The following is a 26503-nucleotide window of genomic DNA, read 5'->3' on the forward strand; positions in this document are numbered from 1 at the left end:
GTGTCCGAATCTGGTGGGCACTCAAAATGTTTTATACGACATGGTACCCAACTGCCAAGACACCAGGATCCACAACAATTGTTGCCAGGTAAAACTACCCCTCCGCTGACAAGTGTCAAATCTTTTCTCGAAAGTTTTTTTAGATTTTTCATAATGATTATTAGTTTTTTAGTTTTCCTACTCTATAAGCTTTTCGGTTTCCGCTATATGTTGATTAGCTGCCTAATTCAAGCTGATTTCTTACCAATCTGTAATATTCTCCTCTTAAATCTACCAGCTCGGCGTGGCTTCCTTCTTCTACCACTCTTCCATGATCCAGTACAATGATTTTATCAGCATGTCTTACTGTGGAAAGTCTGTGGGCAATAACCACGGCTGTTTTACCTTTAAAGAACTGCTCAAGGTTTTCCATAATCACTTTTTCATTATTGGCATCCAATGCAGAGGTAGCTTCATCAAATAAAATGTATTCCGGAGATTTGTAAACAGCCCTTGCGATGAAAAGCCTCTGCTTCTGGCCGCCGCTGACTCCCACTCCTTCGTTACCTATTTTGGTATTGTAGCTTAACGGTAGACCTTCAATAAAATCCTTGATATTGGCAATTTCTACAGCACGTCTCAGTTTTTGCTTGTCAATATGATCTTCTCCTACTGCAATATTATTGGCAATGGTATCATTGAATACATATCCTTCCTGCATCACGACTCCACAATGATCTCTCCAGTATCTTGGAGAAATATTTTTCATATTGGTATTTCCGATTCTGATTTCGCCCTGATCCGGATCATAAAACTTCATCAGCAGTTTCAGGAGTGTTGTTTTACCACTTCCACTGGCTCCTACAATTGCCGTCGTCTGCTGGTAAGGAATTGTGAGGCTCAGGTTTTCAAAAACAGGAACATCTGAACCAATATATCTGAATGACATGTCTTTGATTTCGATATCTCTCTTCGGAACATCTGTTACATATTGTTCATTTTTGTCTTCTTCGTCATCTTTATCATGAATTTCACCCAATCTTTCAAGGGAAATTTTAGCATCCTGCGTCTGCTTGATGAAATCAATAAGCTGAAGAAGCGGGCTGTTAAGCTGTCCAATAATATACTGAACGGAAAGCATCATTCCTAAAGTAAGATTCCCGCTCAAGACAAGTTTTGCAGAAAGGAAACTTACAAGAATGTCCTTCATCTGATTGATAAAGTTACCTCCTACAGACTGCCATTGCTCTAGTGACAGGGATTTGATTCTTATTTTAAACAGTTTTACCTGAAGAAATTCCCAGTCCCATCTTTTCTGTTTTTCGGCATTGTGCATTTTGATTTCCTGCATCCCGTTGATAAGCTCAATCACCTTGCTCTGCTCCTGAGATACCTGTGAGAATCTTTTATAGTCCAGCTCTTTTCTCTTTTTCAGAAAGAAGCTGATCCAGCCGATATACAATACTGCGCCCACAAGATAAACAAGGAATAGTCTGTAATCGTAGAACAGTAATACAATGCTGAAAATGATAAGATTTACCAGAGAGAACAGTGTATTTAATGATGAGCTGGTAAGAAGCTGTTCAATTCTGTGGTGGTCATTAATTCTCTGCATGATATCTCCTGTCATTCTCGTATCAAAGAAGCTTATCGGGAGTCTCATCAGCTTGATAAAGAAATCTGAGATAATGGAAATATTGATCCTTGCTGAAAGATGAAGAAGAATCCAGCTTCGTATGGTTTCGATTCCCATTCTTCCCAGAAATAACATGATCTGCGCAAGTAAAACAACATAGATGAAATTAATATCCTGATTCTGGATCCCGACGTCTACAATACTTTGAGTAAGAAACGGAAAAATCAGTGACAGTAAGCTTCCTCCTAAAAGTCCTACCGCAAGCTGAATCACCAGTGATTTATACTTAAGGAGATATTTGGAAAGAAAAGTAAAGCTGGCTTTACTTTCTTCAGCATCAAACTCAGTCTGAAAAAAGGAAGGTGTTGTTTCAAGAATCAGCACAATTCCTTCTTCTGTATTTTCGTTGGCGTTTTCACCAATCCAGGACTTGATAAATTCTTCCCTCGTATAAGTAATCAATCCATAACTGGGATCTGAAATATATACTTTATTGTTTTTATCAATTTTATAGACCACAACAAAATGGTTTTTGTTCCAGTGTGCAACGCACGGAAAAGGAACCTCTTCTGCAAGAGTATTGAAGTCAATTTGGACTCCCATTGAACGGAATCCCAGGTTTTCTGCGGCGTCGCTCAGGCCAAGAAGGCTGCTTCCTTCACGGGTGGTTTCGGAGAGGTTACGAATCTGCTGCAGGGATATACTTTTACCGTAATACTTACTGACGATCCTAAGACATGTAGGGCCGCAATCTTTAGTGTCTGGCTGCTTATAAAATGGAAATTTTTTTTTCAAAACTACTACTCATTATAAAATGTCGTCAACGGATGACGACATTTTTACTTTAATTCAATTATAATTCAATGCAAATGAAACTGGAAATAGCTCCATTTATCACTGTTTTTCTGCTCTTCCGCATCTTTTCAGATGGTTATTTTGTTTTTCCTAAGATAGGGAAATTTTTGAATAGGTGGGATTTATTTATTAAATCTCATCATCCTCTATTAATTCATCAATAAAGAATAAGATATCCTCACGATCATACTTGTCTGGGAACTGATATCCGTTGATAATAAAGATGGGTGTAAAGCTTAGCCCGGCATTGCTGTTTTCTTTAGACATTTCTATCAATGGATTCAGATTTTCTGACGTAACGTTTCCTCCGGAAAGAGCATTGATCTTGCTTTCGTCTTTAGTTTCAAACCATTCTTCTACTGCATGTAAAAATTCTTTTTCAGGTTTGTGATGGTAAATATGAGTTAAGTCTGAAATAAGCTGTGTGTATTTTTCAGGAGCTCTGTCCGGAGTGTAATTGAATCTCATTTGTAAAGAAATGGTATCCGGATATTTTTCCAGTAAACCCTCTGCCAGTTTGTGAGCATCTTTACAGAATCCGCAATAGGGGTTGGAAACTATAGAAATGCGGAGTTTAGCATCTCTTTTTCCTACTGCAAAAGTTTCTGTATCCTGAAATTCAATTTTTGGATTCTGCTCCATCTGGTTTTTGAAAAGCTCATAGTTTCTCTTGAATCTAAGATTTTTTGCATTCGATTTCTGAAGAGCCTCTTTCTGTTCAAGTAATGTGTTGAAATACATAACTGCTGAAAAAACAAGTGCCCAAAGGATAATAGTAAGCAGAAGTGTTCCGATGCTGAAAGACAGGTTTAGGAAAAATAAGCTGCTGATCACTAACTGTGCTGCAAGGATTGAAATAATCAAAAGACATACTCTGCAGAATGTTTTTTCTACAAAAGCCTGAATATAAAGGGAATATCCTATGGCCAGCACAGAAACAAAAGTGAATCCTTTTACAATATAGGCTGTGGCTGGTAAGAAAAGTCCCAATACTGCAAGTCCTGTGAAATAAATCAGGGAAAAATCTGCAAATTTTAACCCTAAAATACTGGTTTTATCCTGCTTGATAATTTTATCACATGAGTTGACAGTTTGGCTCGCCGCAGTACCGCCGCCGCCACAGATACTACCGATGACGGTAGAAGTGTTCCCGAATTTCTGATTAAAGATTTCCAGGGAAATATAAACTCCGGCTAAAGACAGCAAATTGAAGATCGCTTCATACACAGTCTGGCTTATCAGCGAATACGCAAGAACAGCTGCAAAAATGATATACAGAACCGGTTTGAAATTGAATGCCAGTTTATGCTCTGCATTTTCTGTTTTTTCAAACAGGAGTACAAAATCTGTTGAGTTTTTATAAAGCTCTTCTTTACCAAAGGTTTTTGCTTTTTCTGAATATACTGAATAATTGGTTCCTGACTTTTTTACAAGGGAGAATGAGTTTTCAACAATGGCAATAAATTCTTCCGGAAGTTCGTCCCAATATTCTTTGTCAAGTTCATAAGCATCATTTTTTACGCCCATAAAGTTTAGTGTGTCACTGAAAGCCAGTGCAGATGGGTAATTGGGATGAGAGTTGAACTGGAAAATGAATTCCTGTTTATCGAGTTTGAGATGGTTGATTAGTTTGTCAAAAATCATATTAATATTTTTATCTAAAATACACAGATGTTTTAAATATACAAAAAATTTTTTCTTTTATTAGTGAGATATAAGCGATGTATGATAGATTTGAATTGACTTTCAATATTTTATTTTATATAATTGAGATTTGAAAGTATATTGTAAAGTGCGTGGCTGGGGGAGAAATCTGTTCCTTTTTTAAAGCGGGTATGCTCTTATCAGCAATTAACTGACGGAACTGGATGTAATATTGTTTTTGAAGAGGTATCATCTTAACTTTTAAGAGATGAATTCAACTGTAATTTTTGAAAAAAAAATCTTTAAAATTTTGAGCTCTGAATTGTAGAAATATCTCTTAAAATCCGGCAGATAACTCCAATTTTGAAAACAGAAAAATTTGAAAAAAATAGAATATTATCTATTTAAACAAATGTTTAATTTTGTAAATATTTAATAGCTTATAGGTGGTTTAAACAATATTTTTACATTAAATAAGGGTATTGATTGTGATTTGTCAAGTTGAGATCTGAACTCAAAAAAACATAAAAAATCATAAAGTTTTCTTAAAGTTTTAAAAAAGAGTTGAAATGTTTTTGTATTTATAAAATATGTCGTACTTTTACATCGCCTTGAATGAGGGAACAAGTCAAGGTAATAAATTTTTTTTCATCATTTGTGTTTTTAGAATCGTATCGCCTGATACGATTCTTTTTTTATGTTTTTTCGTAATTTAATAGAAGATCAATAAAGTAAGAATACGTTACAGAGCCTTCCTGCTGATTACTTTTAAGGAAAAGATTATTGGTTAATCCAAAAAAGTCATCCAGCCATCCCTGATGACGTAAAGCGAAACTTTTCTCATAAGCACGATCTCTTTTCATGGCAGGAGAATATTGATGAAGAATATTCTTTACAAACTCAGGATCTTCTTCTACAATAAACCTTAAAAGACTTTTCAGAGTAAAAAACTCAGTACTGTATCTCAACTCCGCATTCCGCGAATGAATACCTGTCAAATAGCCAATAAAATTAGCTTCCTGTTCTCTGGCAAAGCCCAATTGATGAGAACTTTCATGAGCTGTAGTAAACGGGATAAATGTATGGGGAAGTTCAGCGTTATACTGGGCTTCTGCAGTAAAGGGATTGTAATAGCCCAGAATTCCGGTAAAGTTCATCACATTTTTGAATAGACTGGGCTTAATGTCTAGAATCTGAGTCGCTTTTTTACCCGAAATAGAAGAAGGCAGCTTGGTCTGCTGATCGAGAATTTCCTGTTGTATAGAGGTAAGATTGGTCACTATAAATATTCCGTTCCTGTCTTCCTGTACAGACTGTCGGGTTACCTTACATTTTTCAAGATAGGCAAGAGCAAGTCTTTTGGCTTTTTCCATATCCGGTTCTTTCTGGCTCTTAAGTTTTTTGATGATAGGGTTCTGAAAATAGAGCATGCCCCAAAAAATCTGATAAATACAATAAAAGACAGTAAAGATGATCATAATTCTGATTAATGAGCGATTTCTTCTTTCTTTCCTGAATAAGTTGATAACATCATACAAAAGGAATGCTCCCAGTATGCTGTACATGAGATCTCCCACCGAAAACGGAACCCAGCTGAAAAGCATCTGATGGAGTTCTTTTTGAAATTCAAAGAAGCGCTCAAAAAAAGAAATCATCATTTCCGATTTTGAGAAGATATAGAATAAAAGAAATTGGGCAAGTAATACACCTGCCCAAAATCTTTTCTTTTTATATATTGTTTTTGTTGTATTAATGACCACTGCCTTTAGATATTTTATCAAGATCGATGCCCTGAGCTTTTAGAATCCCAGTTACACGGATCGCATAGAATGCAAGATACGCAAAACAAATAACCCCTACGATATAGCTGAAATGAATATTGGTAATATCTGCAATATACCCCTGTATAAAACTTACAATACCTCCACCCATAATCATCATAATAAGATACCCGGAACCCTGGTTGGTGTGCTTTCCAAGTCCGTTGATTGCTAGTGCAAAAATACATGGCCATAAAGTAGAGCAGAAAAGTCCTACACTGGTAAATGCATACACAGATACCATTCCCGTAGTACACATACCTATCAGTAAAGCTGTAATCCCTGCCAGAGAGAAGATCAAGAGCATTCTTGCCGGGTTTCCTTTGCTTAAAATATCACAGATAATCATCGCAATAATGATGAATCCATATACATAAAAAGGAGACAGATCATGTTTGGCAATTGCATTTACAAGTAAGAATACGCCGAAAGCAAGGTAAGGAGCCAGGAATCTTAAAATCTTTTTGAAGCCTGCATTCACATCAAATGCTTCTATAGCTCCTGTCCAACGGCCTATCATTAATGAAGCCCAGTACAAAGAAATATAAGGTGCTACCTCTTTGGTTTCAAATCCTAAATTCTTTTCCATATAGGCAGGAAGGTTGCTCGCTGTGGATACTTCCACTCCTACATACACGAAGATTGCGATCATACCCATTACCAATTGAGGATACTGGAAAGCTGAAGTTCTGTGTTCTCCAGGAATTTTGTCATCCGTATTCTCTGTGTTGGTGGGAGTTATAGCCGGAAGAGAAGAAAATTTAAGCATTAAAGCGACAAGCGCGAAAGCCGCTCCTAAAATAAGATAAGGCACTTTTACGCTTTCTATGCTCGCTTCTGTATTACCTGCGCTGGCAGAACCAAAAATAGCAAATGCAACAATAAGCGGTCCTATGGTAGTTCCTAAATTGTTAATACCTCCAGCCATTGTTAACCTTTGAGATCCTGTTTCTGTAGGACCTACCTCAATGGCCAGGGGGTTAGCTACAATCTGCTGAAGAGAGAAGCCTAAACCTACAATAAATAATCCGGAGATCATTAATGGGAAAGAGTGCATATTAGCGGCCGGGTAAAACAATAAAGTTCCCAATGCGGAAATAAGAAGTCCCACAATAAGACCGTTTTTGTACCCGATTTTATTGATCAAATCCTGTTTAAGGCTTTTTGATACAAGCATATAAATTAAAGAACCTACAGTATACGCTACATAAAAGCAGATCTGTACAAGCATGCTTTCTGTCTGGGATAGATTGAAGGCTTTTTGAAAAACAGGGATCAGAATATCATTACTGGCTGCTACGAATCCCCAAAAGAAGAATACAGTAACCAACGGAATGAATTGGGCCCAATTGGTTTGTTTAGAATAATTTGACATATTTATTATAGATTTCACAAACAAATATAACTATTTCCTTTCAACGGAATACCTGATTAAGGTTTTTTTTATTGTCTCATAAGCCTCTGCCTTTAAGTCTTTTGGCGAATCTGTAGGCTCAATGATTCCATTGAAATACACCTTTACTCTTCCGGGATAACCTTTTGAGTTCTCAAATGGGAACATTTCCTTAAGTCCCACAAAGGTATAAACAGCTATTGGAGAATGATGCTTCGAAGACAGCATAAATGCACCGTCCTTAAAATCATCAAGGATTATAGAAGTGTCATCCGGAACACCGCCCTCAGGAAAAATGGCAATACTGTTGCCTTCCTCCATCTTCTCTGCGCATCTTCGGTAGACATCTGCACGGCTTTTTGCACTTGCTCTGTCTACCATTACACATATCCTTTTATATATGGTTCCGAAAATAGGAATTTTCACCAGTTCTTTTTTGCCTACAAAACAGATCGGGTGATCCGGAAAAAGAATGCAGACCAGCATAATGTCCATAATGGACGTATGATTGGAAATAAATACATAAGGAATGTTTTTATCTTTCTTCTGTTCCGAAAGCTTAATCAGATCATACCGGAAGCCCATTCCGTAAAACATTCCGTAGCACCAGAGCCTGACCAGTTTATAGCCATACTTATAATGCTTTTTGTTGAAGGATAAAATATAGACCGGAATCCCAATGCATACTGTCAGAAAAAATGCCAACAGAAGCAGCCAAAATCTCCAGAGATAATTTAAAATTTTTGTCACAGCTTAACCGTTAAAAATTACTTTCTTCTTTATTGAATAATTAAGAATGGAAACCAGCACGATTGCCGCAATTTTGCTGATCATTTCCGGGCTCAAGGTATAAAAAATTAAATTGATATTGTCTTTAAATACAAAACTGTAAAATACCTGGAAGAAACCTAAGCTGAGCAGAGTAGAAAAGAAAGATACCACCATAAAATAAGCAAATTCCTTTCTCTTGGAATGTTTTCCTCTTTCAAACACAAACCATATGCTCAGAAAGTAGTTGGTAATAATCCCGCAGCTGGTAGAAAAAATATTGCTTAAGGGATAATGCACACCATAGAAGTTAGTCTCCCTTGCAAACAAATGAGGAAGGTAGGTGCTGAAAACCTTAAAGCTGCCAATTTCTACAATAGCGCTTAGCCCTCCTGCAATGATGAAGAACAAAACCTGTTTCTGACGTATGAGTATTTCTTTCATTAATTGAATATAAAAATTTGTTCATCCTGTGTAAATAATGGAATAATTGCGGTGTGAAAAGGCAAATGCATTATTATAGTATCTGCTTCTAATAATTGTTTTAAAAATATTAATATCAGCAGAGCTTCACAATATGATTGTGCAAATTTATAACTATATGTTAAACACTGAAAAAAGTTGTTAAAATATTTTTTTTAATAAAAATTATTTCTAATTTTAATATTCAGAATGATGTAATAAAGACCTGATAATAAATTCATTTTCAACTCCTTGTGTTGATGGTTTTTTCTATCTTGTAGTGCACGATTAAGAGCATATACTCCAACATTTTATGGCCAATTATTAATAATATTTGTATGAAAAGTCAAAACAAATACAGAAAATTCCAGCTTCAACAGAAAAATATTGAGGCTCTTGAGAAAGAAAATTCCCGCTTCAAAAGAGTGTATTCTGAATATGAAAATATGTCAAACGAATTGTGGAATCTTGAAAACTCCAAAGGAGAACCAGTGCCGGATGATTTTATCAATGCAATGGTACTACAGACTTCTTATTTAGAAGATGAAATAGAAGATTGGTTAATACAATTCAACGAAAAAAAAACACAGATTAAACATTAATGATTTTAGACAGCTTCCAGATTGTTTTAAATGCTAATTGAAGATAAATTCCTAATTTAGCACTCTTAAATTAAATTCTAAAATATGGTTGCTATTGTAGATAGTGGTTCTACTAAATCGGATTGGGTAATACTTGATGACTTTAAAAAGGTTTTTCTGAAAACTGAAACAATCGGTTTCAATCCGAATTTTATCAACAGAGAACTTATCGTTCCGGAGATACAGAAAAATAGCAATCTAATGTCCGTAAAAAATTCAATTACAAGAGTCTTTTTTTATGGTTCCGGATGTGGAGTGAAAAAAAATTGTGAAACCATTGAAGAAGAATTGAAGAAAGTTTTTTTGAAAGCAGAATTTATAGTGAAGGAAGATCTGATGGCTGCAGCTTATGCAGCATACAGCGGAAAGCCTGCTATCGTGTGCATTCTAGGCACAGGATCAAATTCTTGTTATTTTGACGGTGAAAATCTGAAGATAGAATTACCTTCACTGGGATTTCTCATTGGGGATGAAGGGAGTGGCAGTGCTATTGGAAAGCAGCTGGTAAGAAGATATTTCATGAAAAAACTGCCTTCAGACCTTAAAACCGAATTTGAAGCAGATTATCAGCTTACCATAGAAGATGCATTGCAAAATATGTATCATAACCCAAGACCCAATGCCTATCTGGCAAACTTTACCAAATTTGTGATCGAAAGAAAAGATCATCCTTACTTCAGGGATATGGTTTTTGAAGAAATGAAAAATTTCTTTGAATACCAGGTACTCCCTTATGAAGAATCAAAAGATGCTGAAATTAATTTTATCGGCTCTATTGCTTATTATTATGAAAATGTACTGCGGTCAGTAGCTGCAGAATTTAATTTAAATGTGGGACATGTAGTTCAGAAACCAATTGAAAGCTTAGTAGATTACCACATTAAATATATACTTTAACAAAAAACAAAATTTTATGTCAAGTAACAACAATCGTGACGAAAGGAACTTTAGCCAGGCAGCGCTAGATTATCATAAAGCAGAACCCAAAGGAAAAATTGAAGTGATCCCATCCAAGCCTCACTCTTCTCAGAGAGACCTGTCACTGGCTTATTCACCGGGGGTAGCTGTTCCTTGTATGGAAATTCATGATAAACCTGAAACTGTATACGATTATACAGGAAAAGGAAACCTGGTAGCTGTAATTTCTAACGGTACAGCCGTACTTGGACTGGGAGATATCGGTGCAGAAGCTTCAAAGCCGGTAATGGAGGGAAAAGGGCTTTTATTTAAAATCTTTGCAGATATCAACGTTTTTGATATTGAGATTGATGAAAAAGATCCCGATAAATTTATTGAAATTGTAAAAGGTATTGCTCCCACTTTCGGAGGGATTAACCTGGAAGATATTAAAGCTCCCGAAGCTTTTTATATAGAACAAAGACTGAAAGAGGAATTGAATATTCCTTTAATGCACGACGACCAGCACGGAACAGCCATTATTTCAGCAGCAGCATTGATCAACTCTCTGCAGATTGCCAATAAAGATATTGATAAAGTGAAAATGGTAGTCAATGGAGCAGGTGCGGCAGCTATTGCATGTACAAAGCTTTACATATCATTAGGACTGAAAAAAGAAAACGTCCTGATGTGTGACAGTAAAGGGGTTATTAACCATAAAAGAGAAAACCTTACTCCTGAAAAATTAGATTTCATCGTTGAGACAGATATTGAAACATTGGAAGACGCGGTAAAAGGATCTGATGTTTTTGTAGGATTATCGAAAGGAAATGTAATGACTCCGGAAATGCTTTTAAGCATGAACGAGAACCCTATCGTATTCGCTTTAGCCAATCCAGATCCGGAAATTGCTTACGATCTTGCCCTTGAAACCCGTAAAGATGTGATTATGGCAACGGGAAGAAGTGACTATCCTAATCAGGTAAACAACGTATTGGGATTCCCTTATATTTTCCGTGGTGCATTAGATGTACAGGCTACAGGAATTAACGAAGAAATGAAGCTTGCTGCGGTACACGCTATTGCTGACCTGGCAAAAGAACCGGTACCGGAAGCTGTAATTTTAGCATACAACGTTCAGAACCTTCAGTTCGGAAGAGAATATTTTATTCCAAAACCATTTGACAACAGGCTGATCACAAAAGTATCAAGCGCTGTGGCAAAGGCGGCTATTGAAAGCGGGGTTGCAAGAAAAACCATTACGGATTTTGAAGAATATGAGCACCAGCTTTTAGACAGAATGGGTAGAGATGAAAGATTGGTAAGAATGATGCAGAGCCGTGCAAAATCCAATCCGAAAAGAATTACCCTTGGAAATGCTGAAGAATACAACGTATTAAAAGCGGCGCAAATTCTGTACGAAGAAGGAATTGCTTACCCAAGCCTTTTAGGAGACAAAAAATATATCAAGGAGCAGATGGAGCGTTACGGAATTACGCTGGATGTTCCAATTATTGATCCAAGTGATGACGATCAGAAAGAAAACAGAAAAAAATACAGAGAAACCCTTTGGAAACTTCGCCAGAGAAAAGGCATGAACGAGTACAAAGCGAAAAGATATGTACGCCAGAGAGACTATTTCGGGCCGCTTATGCTGAGACATGGAGATACTGACGGGCTTATCGTAGGCTTCTCGAAAAACTATACTTCAGTGCTGCGCCCTGTTCTTGAAGTGATTGAAAAAGATAAAGGAGTAGACAAAGTTGCGGCAATGATGATGATCCTTTCTGAAAAGAAACCTATTTTCTTCGCAGATACTTCCATCAATCAGAATCCTACTGCAGAAGACCTTGTAAATATTGCTAAAATGGCAGAATTTACAGTGAAATCTTTCGCTATTGAACCACGAATTGCAATGCTTGGATTCGAAAACTTTGCTGCCATATCTGAAACATCTAAAAAAGTAGCAAAAGCAGTAAGCATCCTTCATGAAAAATTCCCTAAAATGGTTGTGGATGGTGAAATTCAGCCGGATTTTGCAATGAATGCAGATCACCTGAGCGATTATCCGTTCTCCAAATTAGGAACAACACCTGCCAATACATTCATCTTCCCTAATCTGGAAAGTGCCAATCTTTCTTACAAAATTCTGAGAGGAATGAAAGTAGCACAGGTGATCGGACCTATCTTAATGGGATTAAAGCAGCCGGTACACGTACTTCAGATGCGTTCCAGCGTAGATGAAATTGTAAACCTCGCTACCATTGCTGTTCTTGATGCCCAGAGAAGAGAAAAGAAATAAACCGGATGGGTTTTCCTGTCAATAAACAGCGCTGTAATAGTGTTGAAATAATAAAAGACTCCAAATTTTGGAGTCTTTTGCTTTTATGTTAATTCATTGAATTCTCAAATGAAATTTAAGTTAAAAATCATTCGCACATGAAATGAAAACATTAATTAGTTTAAATTGCTATATTTGGGAGTTTTAAAAATTAATAATGATATTTTCTTTACAAGGCAACGTCCAAGAACTTACGCCTACCTACGCAGTTATCAATGTTCAAGGAGTTGGTTACTACGTGGGAATCAGTTTGATGACCTCACAGACGCTGGTTTTGAATCAGCAGACCTTTTTATTTATCCAGCAGATCATCCGGGAAGATGCTCATCTTCTCTTTGGATTTAACACACGTTCAGAAAAAGAAATGTTCAATCTGTTAATAAGTGTTAATGGAGTAGGGGCGGTATCAGCACTTATATTGTTGTCCACATTGAGCCTTGATGAAATTGCTTCTGCAATCCTTTCCGGAAACAGTGCTTTAATTCAAAAGGCAAAAGGAATCGGGGCCAAAACCGCCGAAAGAATCATCGTGGATCTCAAAGATAAAGTACAGAAATACAGTGATCCAAACGCGAACATTTCTGTAATAGTGGATAATAAAATCAAGGAAGAATCGTTATCTGCATTAGAAGTTTTAGGCATTCCTAAACGAGCAAGTGAGAAGATTGCAGATAGAATCATAAAACAAAATCCAAACATCTCGGTAGAAGAATTGGTAAAACAAATCTTAAAAAACATTTAACATTTGGTGGCGAATATTAAGCATCTTAACATATTTTTGTTCCTGTCGTTCCTGTTGATGTCTGTCAGTGCTTTTGCACAGGCGCAGAGAGATACGGCGATCATAAGAAAACAATATGAAGTGGCCGACCCTACGCGGTACGAAGCCTATTACGACATAAAAACCGGGATGTACTATGTATATCCGAAAATCGGAAATACCATTACGGGTCCGCCTACAGCAATGTCTCCGGAAGAGTATAAGCAATATATGCTTGCTACCCAGACTAAAGCTTACTACAAGGAAAAATCTGACAAATACAATCTTCTTTTCAGAAGAGACAAATCAGATGCAAGGAGAAGAGGACTTATTCCTTCGGTAATGATCAATAATAAACTTTTTGAGACGATCTTCGGGGGTAATAAAATTGAAATCATTCCTTCAGGGTATGCATCTCTGGATTTTGCCGGTCTTTACCAGAAAATAGACAACCCAATGATTCTGCCGCAAAACAGAACCAGTTTTACCTTTGATATTGATCAGAGAATCCAGTTGGGATTATTGGGTAAAGTAGGGGAAAACCTTCAGTTGAAAGCCAATTATGATACCCAGAGTGGTTTTGCTTTCGAAAACAGGATGAATCTCGTCTGGCAGGCGAAAGGAAGCTGGAAAGATCTTCAGAGCAAAGGCCTTGGAAATGTAGACAAGCCCAACGAAGGGGGAGAAGATAAAATCATCAAACGAGTAGAATTCGGTAACGTAAACATGCCGCTTTCCACCAGTCTTATCCGTGGTTCGCAGTCGCTTTTTGGGGTGAAAACAGAATTTCAGCTGGGAAAAACATTCGGAACAGTAGTCCTTTCCCAGCAACAGGGAGAGGCTCGTAATATTGTAGTACAGGGGGGTGGTGTTATGAATAACTTTAAAGTGAATGCTATTGACTATGAAGAGAACCAGCACTTCTTTTTAGGACATTATTTCCTGAACAAATATGATGATGCTTTAATTAACTATCCGCAAATCAATTCCACCATTAATATTACCAGATTGGAAGTTTGGGTATTGGATCAGGGAAATAGTAACCTGGCTTATCAGAAAAGTATCATCGGTATTAGAGACCTTGGAGAAGGTCCCGGAGGGATTACTTTACCGGATAACTCCCTGAACGGTTTATATGATGCAGTTTCATCGGTAGCAGGAACCAGAGAAGCAGGAAAAAACTACGGTACTATTTTCCAGGGACAGGTCCTTCCGGGAGATCCTACTCCTTATGATAACGGAGAACAATTTATATACAATACAAAGGCAAGAAAACTTAATGCTAATGAATATATCTTTCAGCCGCAGCTTGGGTATATTTCATTAAATCAAAAACTGAATGATCAGCAGCTCTTAGCTGTTTCATACTCTTATACCGTTAACGGAAGCAATAAAGTATATAAAGTAGGAGAATTTTCGGAAGAAAGTCCAGTGCTGATTACTAAAGTATTGAGAGTAAATAATAAAGTGAATACACAATCTCCTATGTGGCCTCTTATGATGAAGAACATCTATTCAATAGATGCCGGACAGGTCGCTCAGGACGGATTTATTCTTAATATTTACTATAGAGACCAAAAGACTGGAGGTAAAGTAAACTATCTTCCAGATACCCCAGTAAAGGATATTAACTTATTGAAGCTGATGAATTGGGACCGTCTTAATATGAATAACGATATTCAAAATAATAAAGATGGTAGTAAAGGAGACGGTATTTTCGATTTTGTTCCAGGAACAACCATTAGGCCGGAAACAGGAAGAGTAATTTTTACAAAAGTACAGCCTTTTGGTAATTATATGCAGAGTTTGGTAGGAAACGATCCCAAATATGTTCTTCATGATTTGTATGACAAGCAAAAACTTCCAAATCAGTCACCTCTGCCTCAATGGTACACAATTGAGGGACGATATAAAGGAACGCAGGGGCAGGGTATATCTTTAGGAGCAGTAAACGTTCCTCAGGGGTCAGTAAAAGTGGCCGCCAATGGCGTTCAGCTTACGGAAGGAGTAGATTATACAGTAGATTATATGCTTGGGACCGTTACAATCATTAATGAAAATGTAAAACAGTCCGGGCAGGCCATCAATATCTCTTTAGAAAACCAGCTGACCTTTAACACCCAAAGAAAAAGATTCTTAGGATTAAACTTAGAAAGAAGATTCAGCGAAAACTTTATCTTAGGAGGAACAGTTATCAATTATTCAGAGTCTCCGCTTACCCAGAAAGTAAACTTCGGACAAGAAGCGGTGAACAACACCATGGCAGGAATCAACCTGATGTACAATAATCAGGCTCCTTACCTTACCCGGTTTGCCAATAAAATTCCAATGGTAAAAACTGAAGCACCATCCAACTTAAACTTTAAGATGGAAGCGGCCTATTTGTTACCGGGACTTAATAAAGGCACAAACAACCAGTCCTATATTGACGATTTTGAACAAACCACCTCTAAAATCTCATTAAAAGAGCCGGCTGCCTGGAGTTTAGCTTCAAAGCCGGAAAAAAATACATTGCCGCCATTTAATACAGTACCTGGTAACGATGATATAACCAGCGGATATGGAAGAGGATTATTAACGTGGTATAACATTGACCCTAGATTCTGGGGTGTTGGTGGAAAAGCTCCGGCAGGAATCACACCTCAGTCCGTATCTAATCACGCTTCAAGAAGAGTACAGTATTCGGAGATTTACAATAACAGAGATTTCGTAGCAGGTGAGCAAACTTTTACAAACACGTTTGATATCTCTTATTTCCCTAAAGAAAAGGGACCTTACAACGTAAACCCATCAACCGAGCAGGCGCAAAGCAGATGGGCGGGGATTATGAGATCTATCAGTGTACCGAACTTTGTTACTTCAAACATTGAATACGTAGAATTCTGGATGATGGATCCTTATGCAGACGGCAAAACGCTGGGAACAGATCCAAAACTTTTACTTCATTTAGGTAACGTTTCAGAAGATGTTCTTAAGGATGGAAAAATGCAGTATGAAAACGGCCTGCCAACTCCGGGTACGCCATCATCTACTACCAATTCAAACTGGGGGGTACAGCCAAAGCAGCCTCCAATTTTGTACGCATTCTCTACAGAAGGAGATGAAAGAAGAGTACAGGATGCCGGATACGATGGTCTTACCTCTGATCAGGAGGCTATGAGATTCGGAAATACATTTGTAAATCCGGTAACCAATATTGCTGACCCTGCAGTAGATGACTTCGTGTTTTATCTGTCTGATAAATTTACAGGTAGCCAGGCTGCTTCACTGGTGGAACGATACAAATATTTCAGAAACCCTGAAGGAAATTCAGAAGCGAACTCGCTGAACGTTGCTTCACAAACTCCGGATGCCGAAGATATCAATAAAGATTATAACCTTGATCAAATTGAAAATTATAACCAGTATGTAATCAAGCTGGATCAGCAAAGTTTAGTTCTGGGACCAGATAATAATATTGTAGATGTTAAAACGGTAAAAGCAACATTCCAGAATGGGCAGACTTCAGATGTTAAATGGTATCTTTTCAGAATTCCTGTTTCTAAATATGATAAGCAAGAAGGAACGCATGAGGATGCCGTATTGAATAATGTAAGATTTGCAAGGCTTATGCTTGCTGGATTTGATCAGACATCTACTTTAAGATTCGGAACCATGGATCTTGTAAGATCAGATTGGAGAAAGTATCCTAGAAACTTAGCACTTTATAGTTCAACAAATGCAGATCCGTCAACAGATGAAGGAAGTGTGGATGTGGATACATCCGATTTAGATATTGGAAGTGTAAATATTGAAGAGAATGCATTAAATCAGCCTCCGTATGTTTTACCTCCAGGTATTGACAGACAAGTATTGAGTGGAAATGCTGGAGCTCAAAGACAAAATGAAGCCTCTCTATATTTAAAGGCTAATAAACTTACAAATGCTCAGGCTCGTGGGGTGTTCAAAAATACAACTTTGGATATGAGAAGATATAAAAAGCTAAAGCTTTTTGTTCACGCTCACGATCCATTGAACAGAGTAATTGGAATGGACGATAAAACGAAGTTCTTTATTCGCTTCGGAACAGATGCTACGGATAATTATTATGAATATGAAGCATCTCTTTATATGACTCCTACTACAGCAACTACACCAATGGAGATTTGGCCAATGGAAAATGATGTTGATTTTGATATTCAAAACTTTGTAGATGCGAAGATCAGAAGAGATAAATCTGGAGTTAAAATTACAGATAGAATTTTAGATAAAGTTCTTGATGGAGGTGCCAATTCGAAAAGGATTTATATTAAAGGACGGCCAAGTTTAGGAAATATTACTACTATTGTAATTGGTGTAAGAAATGGTGTAGAGAGAGGAGGTGTTTTAACTAATTTAGATAGAGTGCTATGGGTAAACGAAATTCGTCTTTCTGAAATTGAGAACGATGGAGGTTATGCAGGAAATGCCAGCTTAAACTTTAATATGGGAGACCTGGCAACAGTGAACGCAACAGGTTCTTACACATCGGTTGGTTTCGGAAATATTGATTCAAAACCAGCGGAAAGAACACAGTCTACTCAGTCTTCATTCAGCATTAATACTGCAGTTAATCTGGATAAATTCCTTCCTGAAAAAACAGGGGTGAAAATTCCTTTAAACTATTCTTACTCGCAAACTATTGAGGATCCGAAATACAATCCTCTTGATACCGACGTAGAATTCAATAAAGCTCCTAATAAGGATCAGTTGAAAAAAATAGCAAGAACATATACTCAGCAGAGAAGTATAAGTATTGTTAACATGCATAAAGAAAGAGTAAACCCTAATAAAAAGCCTAAGTTTTATGATATTGAAAACGTTTCCGTGACCGTTGGTTATAACGATGACTATTTCAGGGATATCTATACAAAAAAGAATTACAGACAATACCTGAGAGGATATATTGATTATAATTATTCGTTCAAACCCTGGACAATAAAGCCTTTCAATAAAATGATCAGCGATACGGCTAAATCTACCAAATATCTGAGATGGATAAAAGAGTTTAATATTAACCCGATTCCTACAAGAATATCTTTCAGGACTGAAATTGATAGAAATTATAATGAACTTGAATTCAGAAACGTAGAAGCGATCCTAAATGGAGATATGAATAATAACTTCGATGCCATCAGAAACCGAAACTTCTTCTTCGGATGGCAGTATGGGTTAGGATTCAATTTCACGAAATCATTAAAGCTGGAGATTAATTCTGCAACCAGAACCCTTAATGATAATCTGGATGTAAATTCCATGGATAACAAGTCTATTTTTGGAAATGTATTCAGAGCGGGAAGACCTGTACTGTATAATCACAAAGCACAGTTGAACTACAGGCTGCCGTTCCAGTATCTGCCTTATCTTGATTTCATTGAGGCAGAAGTAGGATATGGTTTTACCTACAACTGGGCAGCAAGATCTACCTCTTTGCTTGGATTTGTGGATCCTCAGACTAACCAATCTGCAAGCTTAGGATCTGTGGGGCAAAATACCAACGTTATTCAGGTAACAGGTTCTGCAGATCTTCCTAAATTCTTCGGACAGTTTAATTATTTTAAAAATATAAATGCCAAGCTTCAGAAACGCAGACAGGAGATGGATTCCCTGAACAATGTATATACCAAGCAATGGGAGAAAAACAGATACAGATACAAGAAGTATAAATTTAAAAACAGGCTTACCCCACTTCAGAGTGCAGCATTCTTGCTGACTTCTTTCAAACAGTTGAATGTAAGCTATAACGAAACAAATGGTACTGTACTTCCGGGATTATTGTCCGCTCCCAACTGGTATGGTTACGGGCAGACATTAGGAGGACCAACAATCGGGTTCCTATTTGGATCACAGGCCGATATCAGAAGAACGGTAATGGAAAACGGATGGGTGAGTGGTTCTAACTACATGACTGATCCCTATATAAGAATGTCGACCAAGGAATTGAGGGCAGACTTACAGGTAATGCCGATGAATGATTTAAGAGTAGATCTGAATGTATTGCATACTTTTAACAGTAACTTCTCACATACAGGCTTTAACTATACCAACAACGGAGTGCCGGATCCTGACTATACTTTTGCGAGTGAATCTACAACCTACTCCAACACAACAATGCTTCTTGGTACATCATTTAAAGATGGACAGGCAGTGTACCAGGCAATCCGAGAAAATGCAAGAGCGCTTTCTCAACAGCTGGGAGGCTCGGGAGCAGTATTGGATAACAATGGATTTGCGCAGCATTACAGTATTGGAAATGCCTATGTGTTAATTCCTGCCTTTAGAGCCGCTATGGAAGGTAAATCAGTAACTCCGATGACCAACCCCAAGAAATCAGGATTCCCGCTACCCAACTGGAGAATTGTGTATTCAGGATTAAAAAATATTCCAATCATCAGTGGCCAGTTCACAAAGTTTGATATCCTGCATGGCTATACAGCAACTTATACAGCAACAGGTATTCAAAGCAATGTAGATTACCATGGTAACCCTGGCGGATATTATCAGACCGTAGACGATGCAGGTAACGTACTTAAAAATGCAGGAGATAAGATCAACCCTTATACTTTCTCACAGGTAGGATATGTAGAATCCTTCTCTCCGCTTATTGGAGTGGATGTTACTATGAGAAACAATATGCAGTTCGGAATACAGTATAACAAAACAAGAATGATGGTATTGGGATTGGTGAACCAGACGCTTACCGAGGATGCCAATACAGAATATGTAGTAAGACTAGGATATATTATCAGAAACTTCAGACTGGGAACAGCCAATATCAGAGGAAGAGGAACCAGAGGAAAAGGAAGCGATCTTAATATCAGAGGAGATATTTCTCTAAGAGATAGTAAGACTTCTATTATGAATATTCTGCTTAATGATGCACAGGTAACAGGAGGGCAGAGACTAATGAATATCAAGCTTTCCGCAGACTATAATGTTTCAGAGAATCTTAACCTGAGAGTATTCTACGAACAGATGACCTCAAAGTATAAGATCTCCACAGCATTCCCGCTGTCAACCGTAAGGGCAGGTATTTCTGCCACATTTACATTCGGAGAGTCCGGTGGTGGATTCTAAGATAATAATTTTAAAAAAAGATTCCTTTTTCAAAAAGGAATCTTTTTTTTTTGTAAAAATTTTATACGACATTTTTTTCCGATTTTGGTGACTACTTTTGAATAATATTTATTGAAAAGAAGAAAATACAGAAAAGAGACAATTTAATTCTTTACGCTGTGATTTATATGATTTTAAAATATTAAATTGCATAAAAATTAATTTAAAAAATATGAAAAGAAAATTATTTATTATTGGGGTTTTATTTGCTCAATTTACTTCTGCACAATTATATACACCCTCAGGTCTTGTTAATCAAAGTTCTACACCTACCTCTAATAACGTAGGAATTGGGATTGCAGATCCCCAATCAAAATTAACAATATATGAAGGTGGCGGTGTAGGTTCAAATAACTTTGAATTAAGAACCAATCATTTAAGAAACCCAGAAAGATATTTTATGAAAAATATCATTTTCGGAACGGGTACAGAAGATATTACTTTTTCTTTAAGGCACGATGGTCAGATGTTCGTAAATGGAAATGTTGGAGTAAAAGCAAGTACACCTAAAGCAACATTGGATATTGAGAATAGATTTTTAGTATCAGAAGGTGCACCAGTGTCAGGTGCGGCCATTAGATCTTACGATACCTACTGGGCTAGAGGTTACGGATTTGTTGATACCTCTGTTTCAAATAATATAGGACAATTTGGAGCAGTAGGTCCCAAAGATAATATAGATTATTTTTATGTAGGAAAGGATTATACTAATAACATTGTTAGTTTTTATACAGCGGATAAGAAAAGTATTTTTTATGGCAATACGGCTGTGTATGGAAAACTGGAAGCTAAAGAAGTAAAAGTAACTTTAACACCAACTGCAGACTTTGTCTTTGATGAAAATTATAATCTTCCTAAACTGGAAGATATTGAAAAGCACATCAAAGAAAAAAAACACCTTCCTGAAATTGCTTCAGCTAAAGAAATGGAGAAAGAAGGTGTAAATGTTGGGGAATTTCAAATCAAGCTTTTACAGAAGATTGAAGAATTAACTTTATATACAATTGAACAAAATAAGCAGTTGAAGAAACAAGCAGAAGAAATTGAGGAATTGAAAAAAAATATAAAAAATAAATGATGAAATATTTAATTATAATTTTTTTATTCTGTTTGAGTTTTGTAAAATCTCAGGTAGGGGATAATGGTTATCCGTTTCTATATGATAAACTATCTTCCGAGCGCCGTATTACACATAGAGAAGAGTATAAGAACTCTTTAGGAAATCTGATTCCTTTATTAGAATTAAAAGAAAATATTAAAACTTTTGAAACAAAAGACTTTAACAATCAAGAGATAATGGATGAAGTTTCTCTTTTGAAAGATGAAGCTTACGTAAATCAAAATATTTATGGGAAAGCCTTTTATAAAGAGGTCAATATAACAGACGATAATAATAGAATTGAGTATGATGGAAGGTATTATTACTTATATAAGATTACTTCGTCCGATGCCAAAGCATTGCAAATTTATTTCAAGAAATATTTTTTGACAAAAGATAGTAAACTATTTTTGTATGCAGAAAATGGCTTTATCTTGGGTGAGTTTAACGATAAAAATAATCCAAATGCTCAAAATAAAGGATTAGAATTTGGAACACAGCCAATACCTGGAAATACTTTTTATATAGAGCTTTCTTATCCTGTAGATGGTAGTGAAAAGCCAGTATTAATTACAGAAAAAATCATTCACTCTTTTACTGATTTTTATGGTGGAGAATATGGTACAGCAGGTAATTGTCATAAAAATGTAGCATGTGTATTTAATGTAGCTGAGAATAAGTCAAGAAATATAAAATCTGTAGGCTTAATGTTATATCCCATATACCAATGGGGAACAAATACGCATAAATATTCAGCTACTTGCTCAGGAAACCTGATGAACAATACAGCCCAAAACGGAGAGCCTTATTTTTTGACGGCGGCACATTGCTTAGGATACGAAGCTGCAAATAATAATATAAATTGGAGTACAGAGTTGATTACTTTATTTAATTATGAAGCACTGTCTTGTAATAGTAACGGAGCAGATGCCCCGGCTTCATTATCTAATACCTCAGTCTTTGGTTGTACCTTGTTGACACAAAGTCCCGCTACCTCTTTAGATTATGCATTAATAAAACTTAATATAACACCAAGTCTTTTGGCTCAATATAAAGTTTGCTATGCAGGATGGGATAATAATCCTAATGCATATTCAATAAATCCTACCAATTCATATGGAGTACATCATCCTAAAGGTGATGTGAAAAAAATATCTATGGTTCAGGATGTATATCCGGTGACGGGTAATAACCCAATATTATTTGGCGGGTATAGTGTTCCCTTTTCCCTCAATACACAAGGGACATTCTTACAAAATTCATGGAGAAATGGAATTGTGGAGAAAGGATCTTCAGGCTCTCCGTTATTTAACAGTTTCGATAGGTTGATAGGGTCTTTATCAACAGGCCCGGATCCAGCTGTTTTCAATTGTGATAATCCGAATCTTTATAGTGCTACAGGTCCCACATATTATACCTACTATTCAAGATTTTCAAATAATTATTATTCAATGTCTCCATGGTTGAACCCTAATGGAACAAACGTACAATCTATAGGACCATATTGTCCTACTGGTTATAATATTCAAATTGGTGCGCCAATAGATGGTAATACTCCAGGAGGTAATCCTCAGCCAACAAATTGGGAAGATGAGCCCATAGACATCAATGGAGTAAGGGTGCATCCGGCTAATACATGGGGAAAGAAAATTTATTTAAAAGAATTTAATGGATCTGGGAATTATCAGCAGCAGGTAGATGTAAATTTTAATTATTATAGATCAGTTATGGCTCCTAATAAAAGTACGTTTGCTATGAGTGAGAATATCTACGATATATATGAATTTAATATAAATAATTTTTTGCCTAATTTGCAGCTTTGGGGGATATATAAAGTAATAGATTGTAATAAGATAAAGTATGTAAAACCTGCGAAAATACAAATAAAGAATCCAGGATCCAATGGTCAGGTTTTTAGCTTTGTGGTAGATGTTGTGGGGGTTAGTGACAATAGAGTCCATATCCTTATTGAGGAATGGAGAAAAAACACATCAGGTGCTATATATAAAACATTTGAAATTCAATCTTATAAAATAGTAAATAATGAACTCGTATATGAAAACTATAAAACACTTTTTTACAATCAGCAGAATCTTACTATTTTAAAATATTATGATTTTGATAACGGACGCTTAATGTTGTCAATAAAGGAAAATTCCAATCTCGTTAATAAAATATATTCTTGCTTCTATAATGAGCAGAATGGCAGCTGGCTGATGGAGGCAACTTCAATAGCAAATGGAACTTCTGGTGTATTTACAAAAATTATTGGAAATAAAGTTTTTATACAGCCGTCAGGACAAAACAAAATTGATATCTATAACTTCGTTTCAAATTCACCGGCATTTAATTTAAGAGCGTCATTATCAAATCAATTTTTATCTGCTCCAGCTACAAATTACTTTTATGATCCTTTATTTATATCAGAAAGATCTAATGATTTGTATAATATTGTTTATAGAAATAATAATGGATCAGGATCTTATGAGCTCATGCAATTAGATTTATCAAATAATTCTTCCAGTTCTTCTCATATTACTATGCCTGTTGATTTTAAGACTATATATTTGGGTAATGGGTCTAATTTTATTATGAAAAATAATGAAATTATAAAGTTAAGTAAATTACTATGGCAAAGCAATCCAGGTAGTGAGTACCCCAATTATAGTTATGTGAATTTCAAAAAAGATAATAATGGAAATTGGATGAAAGATAAAATGACTTCACTTAAATGGAGTGATGTTGGTGGATTTAATGATCAATATATAATAAGTGATGATTATAAAGAAGGTGGTGATATTAAACAAAGAATGTTTAGTATAAGAGAAGTAGATTATTTGGCACATCCATATACAACTTATAATGATCAGGTATTTTACTCGTCGGCTTATCATCGCCCGAAAAAATTGGATAATTATTACTTTAGCAGTGGAGCCGTTACTAATGGAAGAGAAGAATTTAAGAATTTGGCAGGTACTAATTTGAATATGTTTTTATTCAGGTCTCCTAACGATGGATCTGATTATAATGCAACAACATATGATACAAAAACAGTGATTTTAGATGATAAAACACAGCAGTTGACGGGATATAAGAGTGTATCTACGTATGGAAAGTATTCTGTTGTTATGAAGCCTGGCTTTAGTGTTTCAGCTACAAGTGGGATAGAATTTCATGCAATAGCACAACAACCTTTACCAAGTGATATACCTGCATGTTCACTTACCTTTGATGATATGCTTAATCCAAAAATAACACAAACACCAAATGAGACATTATATCTTAAGCAGGCTGGTGATAAATTTGGAGTTAAGCCATATTATGGCGAAATTGTACTTAATGATAGTAACTCAAACCAACAGTTTGTTATTGATAAGGGAGTGAAGCTATATCCTAATCCTACCAAAGACATACTGAATATTGATCTTAATGGTAAAAGCTTTAAAACTTTAGAAATATATTCAATAGATGCTAAGAAGATAATAACCAGAGATATATCATCTGTGAAATCTGTTGAGGTGAATTTATCTCAATATCCTGCAGGAATTTACATGGTCACACTAATAGATTCAAATGGAAAGAACTATCTTAATAAGATTATCAAAAAATAATTTTTTATTTTCATTCAAAATTTCTTTAAGTTACTTATTTATGCTTTGAACCTTTTAGAATTTTGAATACATTTGTACAAAATAAAAATTTAAAAATGAACACACCATCAGAATTAAAGTACACGAAAGATCACGAATGGATCAAGATCGAAGGTAATGTAGCTACAATCGGTATTACAGACTTCGCTCAGGGAGAACTTGGAGACATCGTTTATGTAGACGTTGATACGGTAGATGATGAGCTTAATGGAGGAGACGTTTTCGGAAGTGTAGAAGCAGTAAAGACGGTTTCAGATCTATTCTTACCTATCGCAGGAAAAGTGATTGAATTCAATGCAGACTTAGAAGGTCAGCCTGAATTGCTGAATACAGATCCTTATGGCGATGGATGGATTATCAAATTGGAAATTGCTGATGGGGCAGATCAGTCTGAGTTACTTTCTGCAGATGATTACAAAGCAATCATTGGATAAGATTTCAAAAATATTTAGTAAGATATTGCCCATTTATTGGGCATTTCTTACTTATATGCTTCTCAAGCCAGGGGAAGAAAACCAGGAGTACTGGTTCATGTTCACCGGTATCGACAAGGTTTTGCATCTAAGTATATTTGCCGCTTTGGGTTTCTGCTTCATTGCTGCATTTCCCAGGATAAAATTCTCATATTATTTTCAGATCATCCTTATCTATGCGTTTCTTACAGAAATTCTGCAGGAAGAAATGGGATTAGGAAGATCTATGGAAACCCTGGACATCGTGGCGGATACTGTAGGATGTCTGCTAGGATACTATGCCTATAAGATGTTAGTCAAGCGTTTCTTTTAGCTTTATTACATCCAAAACATCTCACGATTTCATATTTCTCCTCTGCCTTCTTACTTTCTCTTCATCCCTCCAACTTTCAACCTTTCAAGCTTACCCGCACTCTCTCACGCCCTAAGATTAACAGGAGCTGTATCCTGCTATCCATTCTTACTCCTCGCGCCATCGCCCTCCATCCTCAAGTCCAGCAGCCTTCTTCCGCAAGCTGTGGGGTAACCATTCCTATCAGGGCTAGGGAAGGGTATGTCAATTATAAATGATAAGTTTCGGGGCTCGGATTATAAAGTTGCGAGTTCCTGATTGCTGGATTTCAATAATCAGTCTGGAGTTTTTAAATCTAATTCTTATACAAACCATAGTAAAGATATACTGCTATTCCCATGATCTCATTCCGTAGGAATCCAGACTTATTCACCGGAACTTTAAGGGTGTAAAACGAGGGTAGAATGTCTAAGTTTTTTCGCAGTTAGTATTGGCAGTGTCATACTGAGCAGCGTCGAAGCATCCTAATTAAGATCAACTCTTCCTTATATATTTTGTATCCGCTGTCCACATTACAAATCCGTGCGATCTGCGGTAATAACCTTAAGTATATAATGTCATGTATCTATTGTACATATTCAATAGAAACTCTTTAACCC

15 protein-coding genes are annotated in these 26503 nt (G+C 36.3%); 9 read left to right on the top strand and 6 right to left on the bottom strand.

What is annotated here, in order from left to right; all coding sequences use genetic code 11:
* Positions 1-214: 214 nt before the first annotated feature.
* The 6 genes from BLW74_RS20990 to BLW74_RS21015 all read right to left on the bottom strand — a co-directional run bounded on the left by BLW74_RS20990 (position 215) and on the right by BLW74_RS21015 (position 8539).
* A complete protein-coding gene (locus tag BLW74_RS20990; protein WP_089696469.1) occupies positions 215-2410 on the bottom strand; it encodes a peptidase domain-containing ABC transporter in 2196 nt (731 codons plus the stop codon).
* Positions 2411-2599: 189 nt separating this feature from the next.
* Positions 2600-4114 carry a vitamin K epoxide reductase family protein gene (locus tag BLW74_RS20995; RefSeq protein WP_089696471.1) on the bottom strand — a complete coding sequence of 505 codons (1515 nt, stop codon included), beginning with the start codon at positions 4112-4114 and terminating at the stop codon, positions 2600-2602.
* 695 nt (positions 4115-4809) lie between these two features.
* The gene (locus BLW74_RS21000; RefSeq protein ID WP_228424997.1) at positions 4810-5772 is read right to left on the bottom strand and encodes a DUF3810 domain-containing protein; all 963 of its coding nucleotides are present in this window, start codon (positions 5770-5772) and stop codon (positions 4810-4812) included.
* A gap of 91 nt (positions 5773-5863) precedes the next feature.
* Positions 5864-7309: an MFS transporter gene (locus BLW74_RS21005; protein WP_089696478.1), complete on the bottom strand. Its 1446-nt coding sequence runs from the start codon at positions 7307-7309 to the stop codon at positions 5864-5866.
* A gap of 30 nt (positions 7310-7339) precedes the next feature.
* Positions 7340-8077: a lysophospholipid acyltransferase family protein gene (locus BLW74_RS21010; RefSeq protein ID WP_089696481.1), complete on the bottom strand. Its 738-nt coding sequence runs from the start codon at positions 8075-8077 to the stop codon at positions 7340-7342.
* Between the two features lie 3 nt (positions 8078-8080).
* Entirely contained in the window at positions 8081-8539 is a 459-nt protein-coding gene (locus tag BLW74_RS21015) for a GtrA family protein (protein WP_089696485.1), read from the bottom strand.
* Positions 8540-8895: 356 nt separating this feature from the next.
* On the opposite strand from BLW74_RS21015, the gene BLW74_RS21020 reads away from it, so the two are divergent.
* The 9 genes from BLW74_RS21020 to BLW74_RS21060 all read left to right on the top strand — a co-directional run bounded on the left by BLW74_RS21020 (position 8896) and on the right by BLW74_RS21060 (position 25865).
* Entirely contained in the window at positions 8896-9159 is a 264-nt protein-coding gene (locus BLW74_RS21020; RefSeq protein WP_089696488.1) for a hypothetical protein, read from the top strand.
* Between the two features lie 84 nt (positions 9160-9243).
* On the top strand, positions 9244-10095 hold the full coding sequence (locus BLW74_RS21025) for a BadF/BadG/BcrA/BcrD ATPase family protein (RefSeq protein ID WP_089696491.1): 852 nt from the start codon (positions 9244-9246) through the stop codon (positions 10093-10095).
* Positions 10096-10111: 16 nt separating this feature from the next.
* Positions 10112-12397, top strand: coding sequence for an NADP-dependent malic enzyme (locus BLW74_RS21030; RefSeq protein WP_089696495.1), 2286 nt, complete (start codon positions 10112-10114; stop codon positions 12395-12397).
* 196 nt (positions 12398-12593) lie between these two features.
* Complete coding sequence (gene ruvA, locus BLW74_RS21035) at positions 12594-13178, top strand: Holliday junction branch migration protein RuvA (protein WP_089696499.1); 585 nt, start codon at positions 12594-12596, stop codon at positions 13176-13178.
* Positions 13179-13235: 57 nt separating this feature from the next.
* Positions 13236-20291, top strand: a complete 7056-nt coding sequence (gene sov / locus BLW74_RS21040) for a T9SS outer membrane translocon Sov/SprA (RefSeq protein WP_089696502.1) — start codon at positions 13236-13238, stop codon at positions 20289-20291.
* Between the two features lie 211 nt (positions 20292-20502).
* Positions 20503-21408: a hypothetical protein gene (locus BLW74_RS22735; protein ID WP_227413343.1), complete on the top strand. Its 906-nt coding sequence runs from the start codon at positions 20503-20505 to the stop codon at positions 21406-21408.
* Positions 21405-25040 carry a T9SS type A sorting domain-containing protein gene (locus BLW74_RS21050; RefSeq protein ID WP_089696506.1) on the top strand — a complete coding sequence of 1212 codons (3636 nt, stop codon included), beginning with the start codon at positions 21405-21407 and terminating at the stop codon, positions 25038-25040. The genes BLW74_RS22735 and BLW74_RS21050 overlap by 4 nt, the downstream gene beginning before the upstream one ends.
* Positions 25041-25135: 95 nt before the next feature.
* Complete coding sequence (gene gcvH, locus BLW74_RS21055) at positions 25136-25513, top strand: glycine cleavage system protein GcvH (protein ID WP_089696510.1); 378 nt, start codon at positions 25136-25138, stop codon at positions 25511-25513.
* A complete protein-coding gene (locus BLW74_RS21060) occupies positions 25488-25865 on the top strand; it encodes a VanZ family protein (protein WP_089696512.1) in 378 nt (125 codons plus the stop codon). The genes gcvH and BLW74_RS21060 overlap by 26 nt, the downstream gene beginning before the upstream one ends.
* Positions 25866-26503 lie beyond the last annotated feature (638 nt).

It is taken from the genome of Chryseobacterium culicis, assembly GCF_900108365.1.
Lineage (GTDB): Bacteria > Bacteroidota > Bacteroidia > Flavobacteriales > Weeksellaceae > Chryseobacterium > Chryseobacterium culicis.

Bases quoted from the DNA above. Each gene is read 5' to 3' on its own strand.
- BLW74_RS21020 (WP_089696488.1), top strand. From the start codon at position 8,896: ATGAAAAGTCAAAACAAATACAGAAAATTCCAGCTTCAACAGAAAAAT.
- BLW74_RS22735 (WP_227413343.1), top strand. From the start codon at position 20,503: ATGAAAAGAAAATTATTTATTATTGGGGTTTTATTTGCTCAATTTACT.
- BLW74_RS21030 (WP_089696495.1), top strand. From the start codon at position 10,112: ATGTCAAGTAACAACAATCGTGACGAAAGGAACTTTAGCCAGGCAGCG.
- BLW74_RS21060 (WP_089696512.1), top strand. From the start codon at position 25,488: ATGATTACAAAGCAATCATTGGATAAGATTTCAAAAATATTTAGTAAG.
- BLW74_RS21025 (WP_089696491.1), top strand. From the start codon at position 9,244: ATGGTTGCTATTGTAGATAGTGGTTCTACTAAATCGGATTGGGTAATA.
- BLW74_RS21050 (WP_089696506.1), top strand. From the start codon at position 21,405: ATGATGAAATATTTAATTATAATTTTTTTATTCTGTTTGAGTTTTGTA.
- ruvA (WP_089696499.1), top strand. From the start codon at position 12,594: ATGATATTTTCTTTACAAGGCAACGTCCAAGAACTTACGCCTACCTAC.
- BLW74_RS20995 (WP_089696471.1), bottom strand. From the start codon at position 4,114: ATGATTTTTGACAAACTAATCAACCATCTCAAACTCGATAAACAGGAA.
- BLW74_RS21015 (WP_089696485.1), bottom strand. From the start codon at position 8,539: ATGAAAGAAATACTCATACGTCAGAAACAGGTTTTGTTCTTCATCATT.
- gcvH (WP_089696510.1), top strand. From the start codon at position 25,136: ATGAACACACCATCAGAATTAAAGTACACGAAAGATCACGAATGGATC.
- BLW74_RS21005 (WP_089696478.1), bottom strand. From the start codon at position 7,309: ATGTCAAATTATTCTAAACAAACCAATTGGGCCCAATTCATTCCGTTG.
- BLW74_RS21000 (WP_228424997.1), bottom strand. From the start codon at position 5,772: ATGATGATTTCTTTTTTTGAGCGCTTCTTTGAATTTCAAAAAGAACTC.
- sov (WP_089696502.1), top strand. From the start codon at position 13,236: ATGTCTGTCAGTGCTTTTGCACAGGCGCAGAGAGATACGGCGATCATA.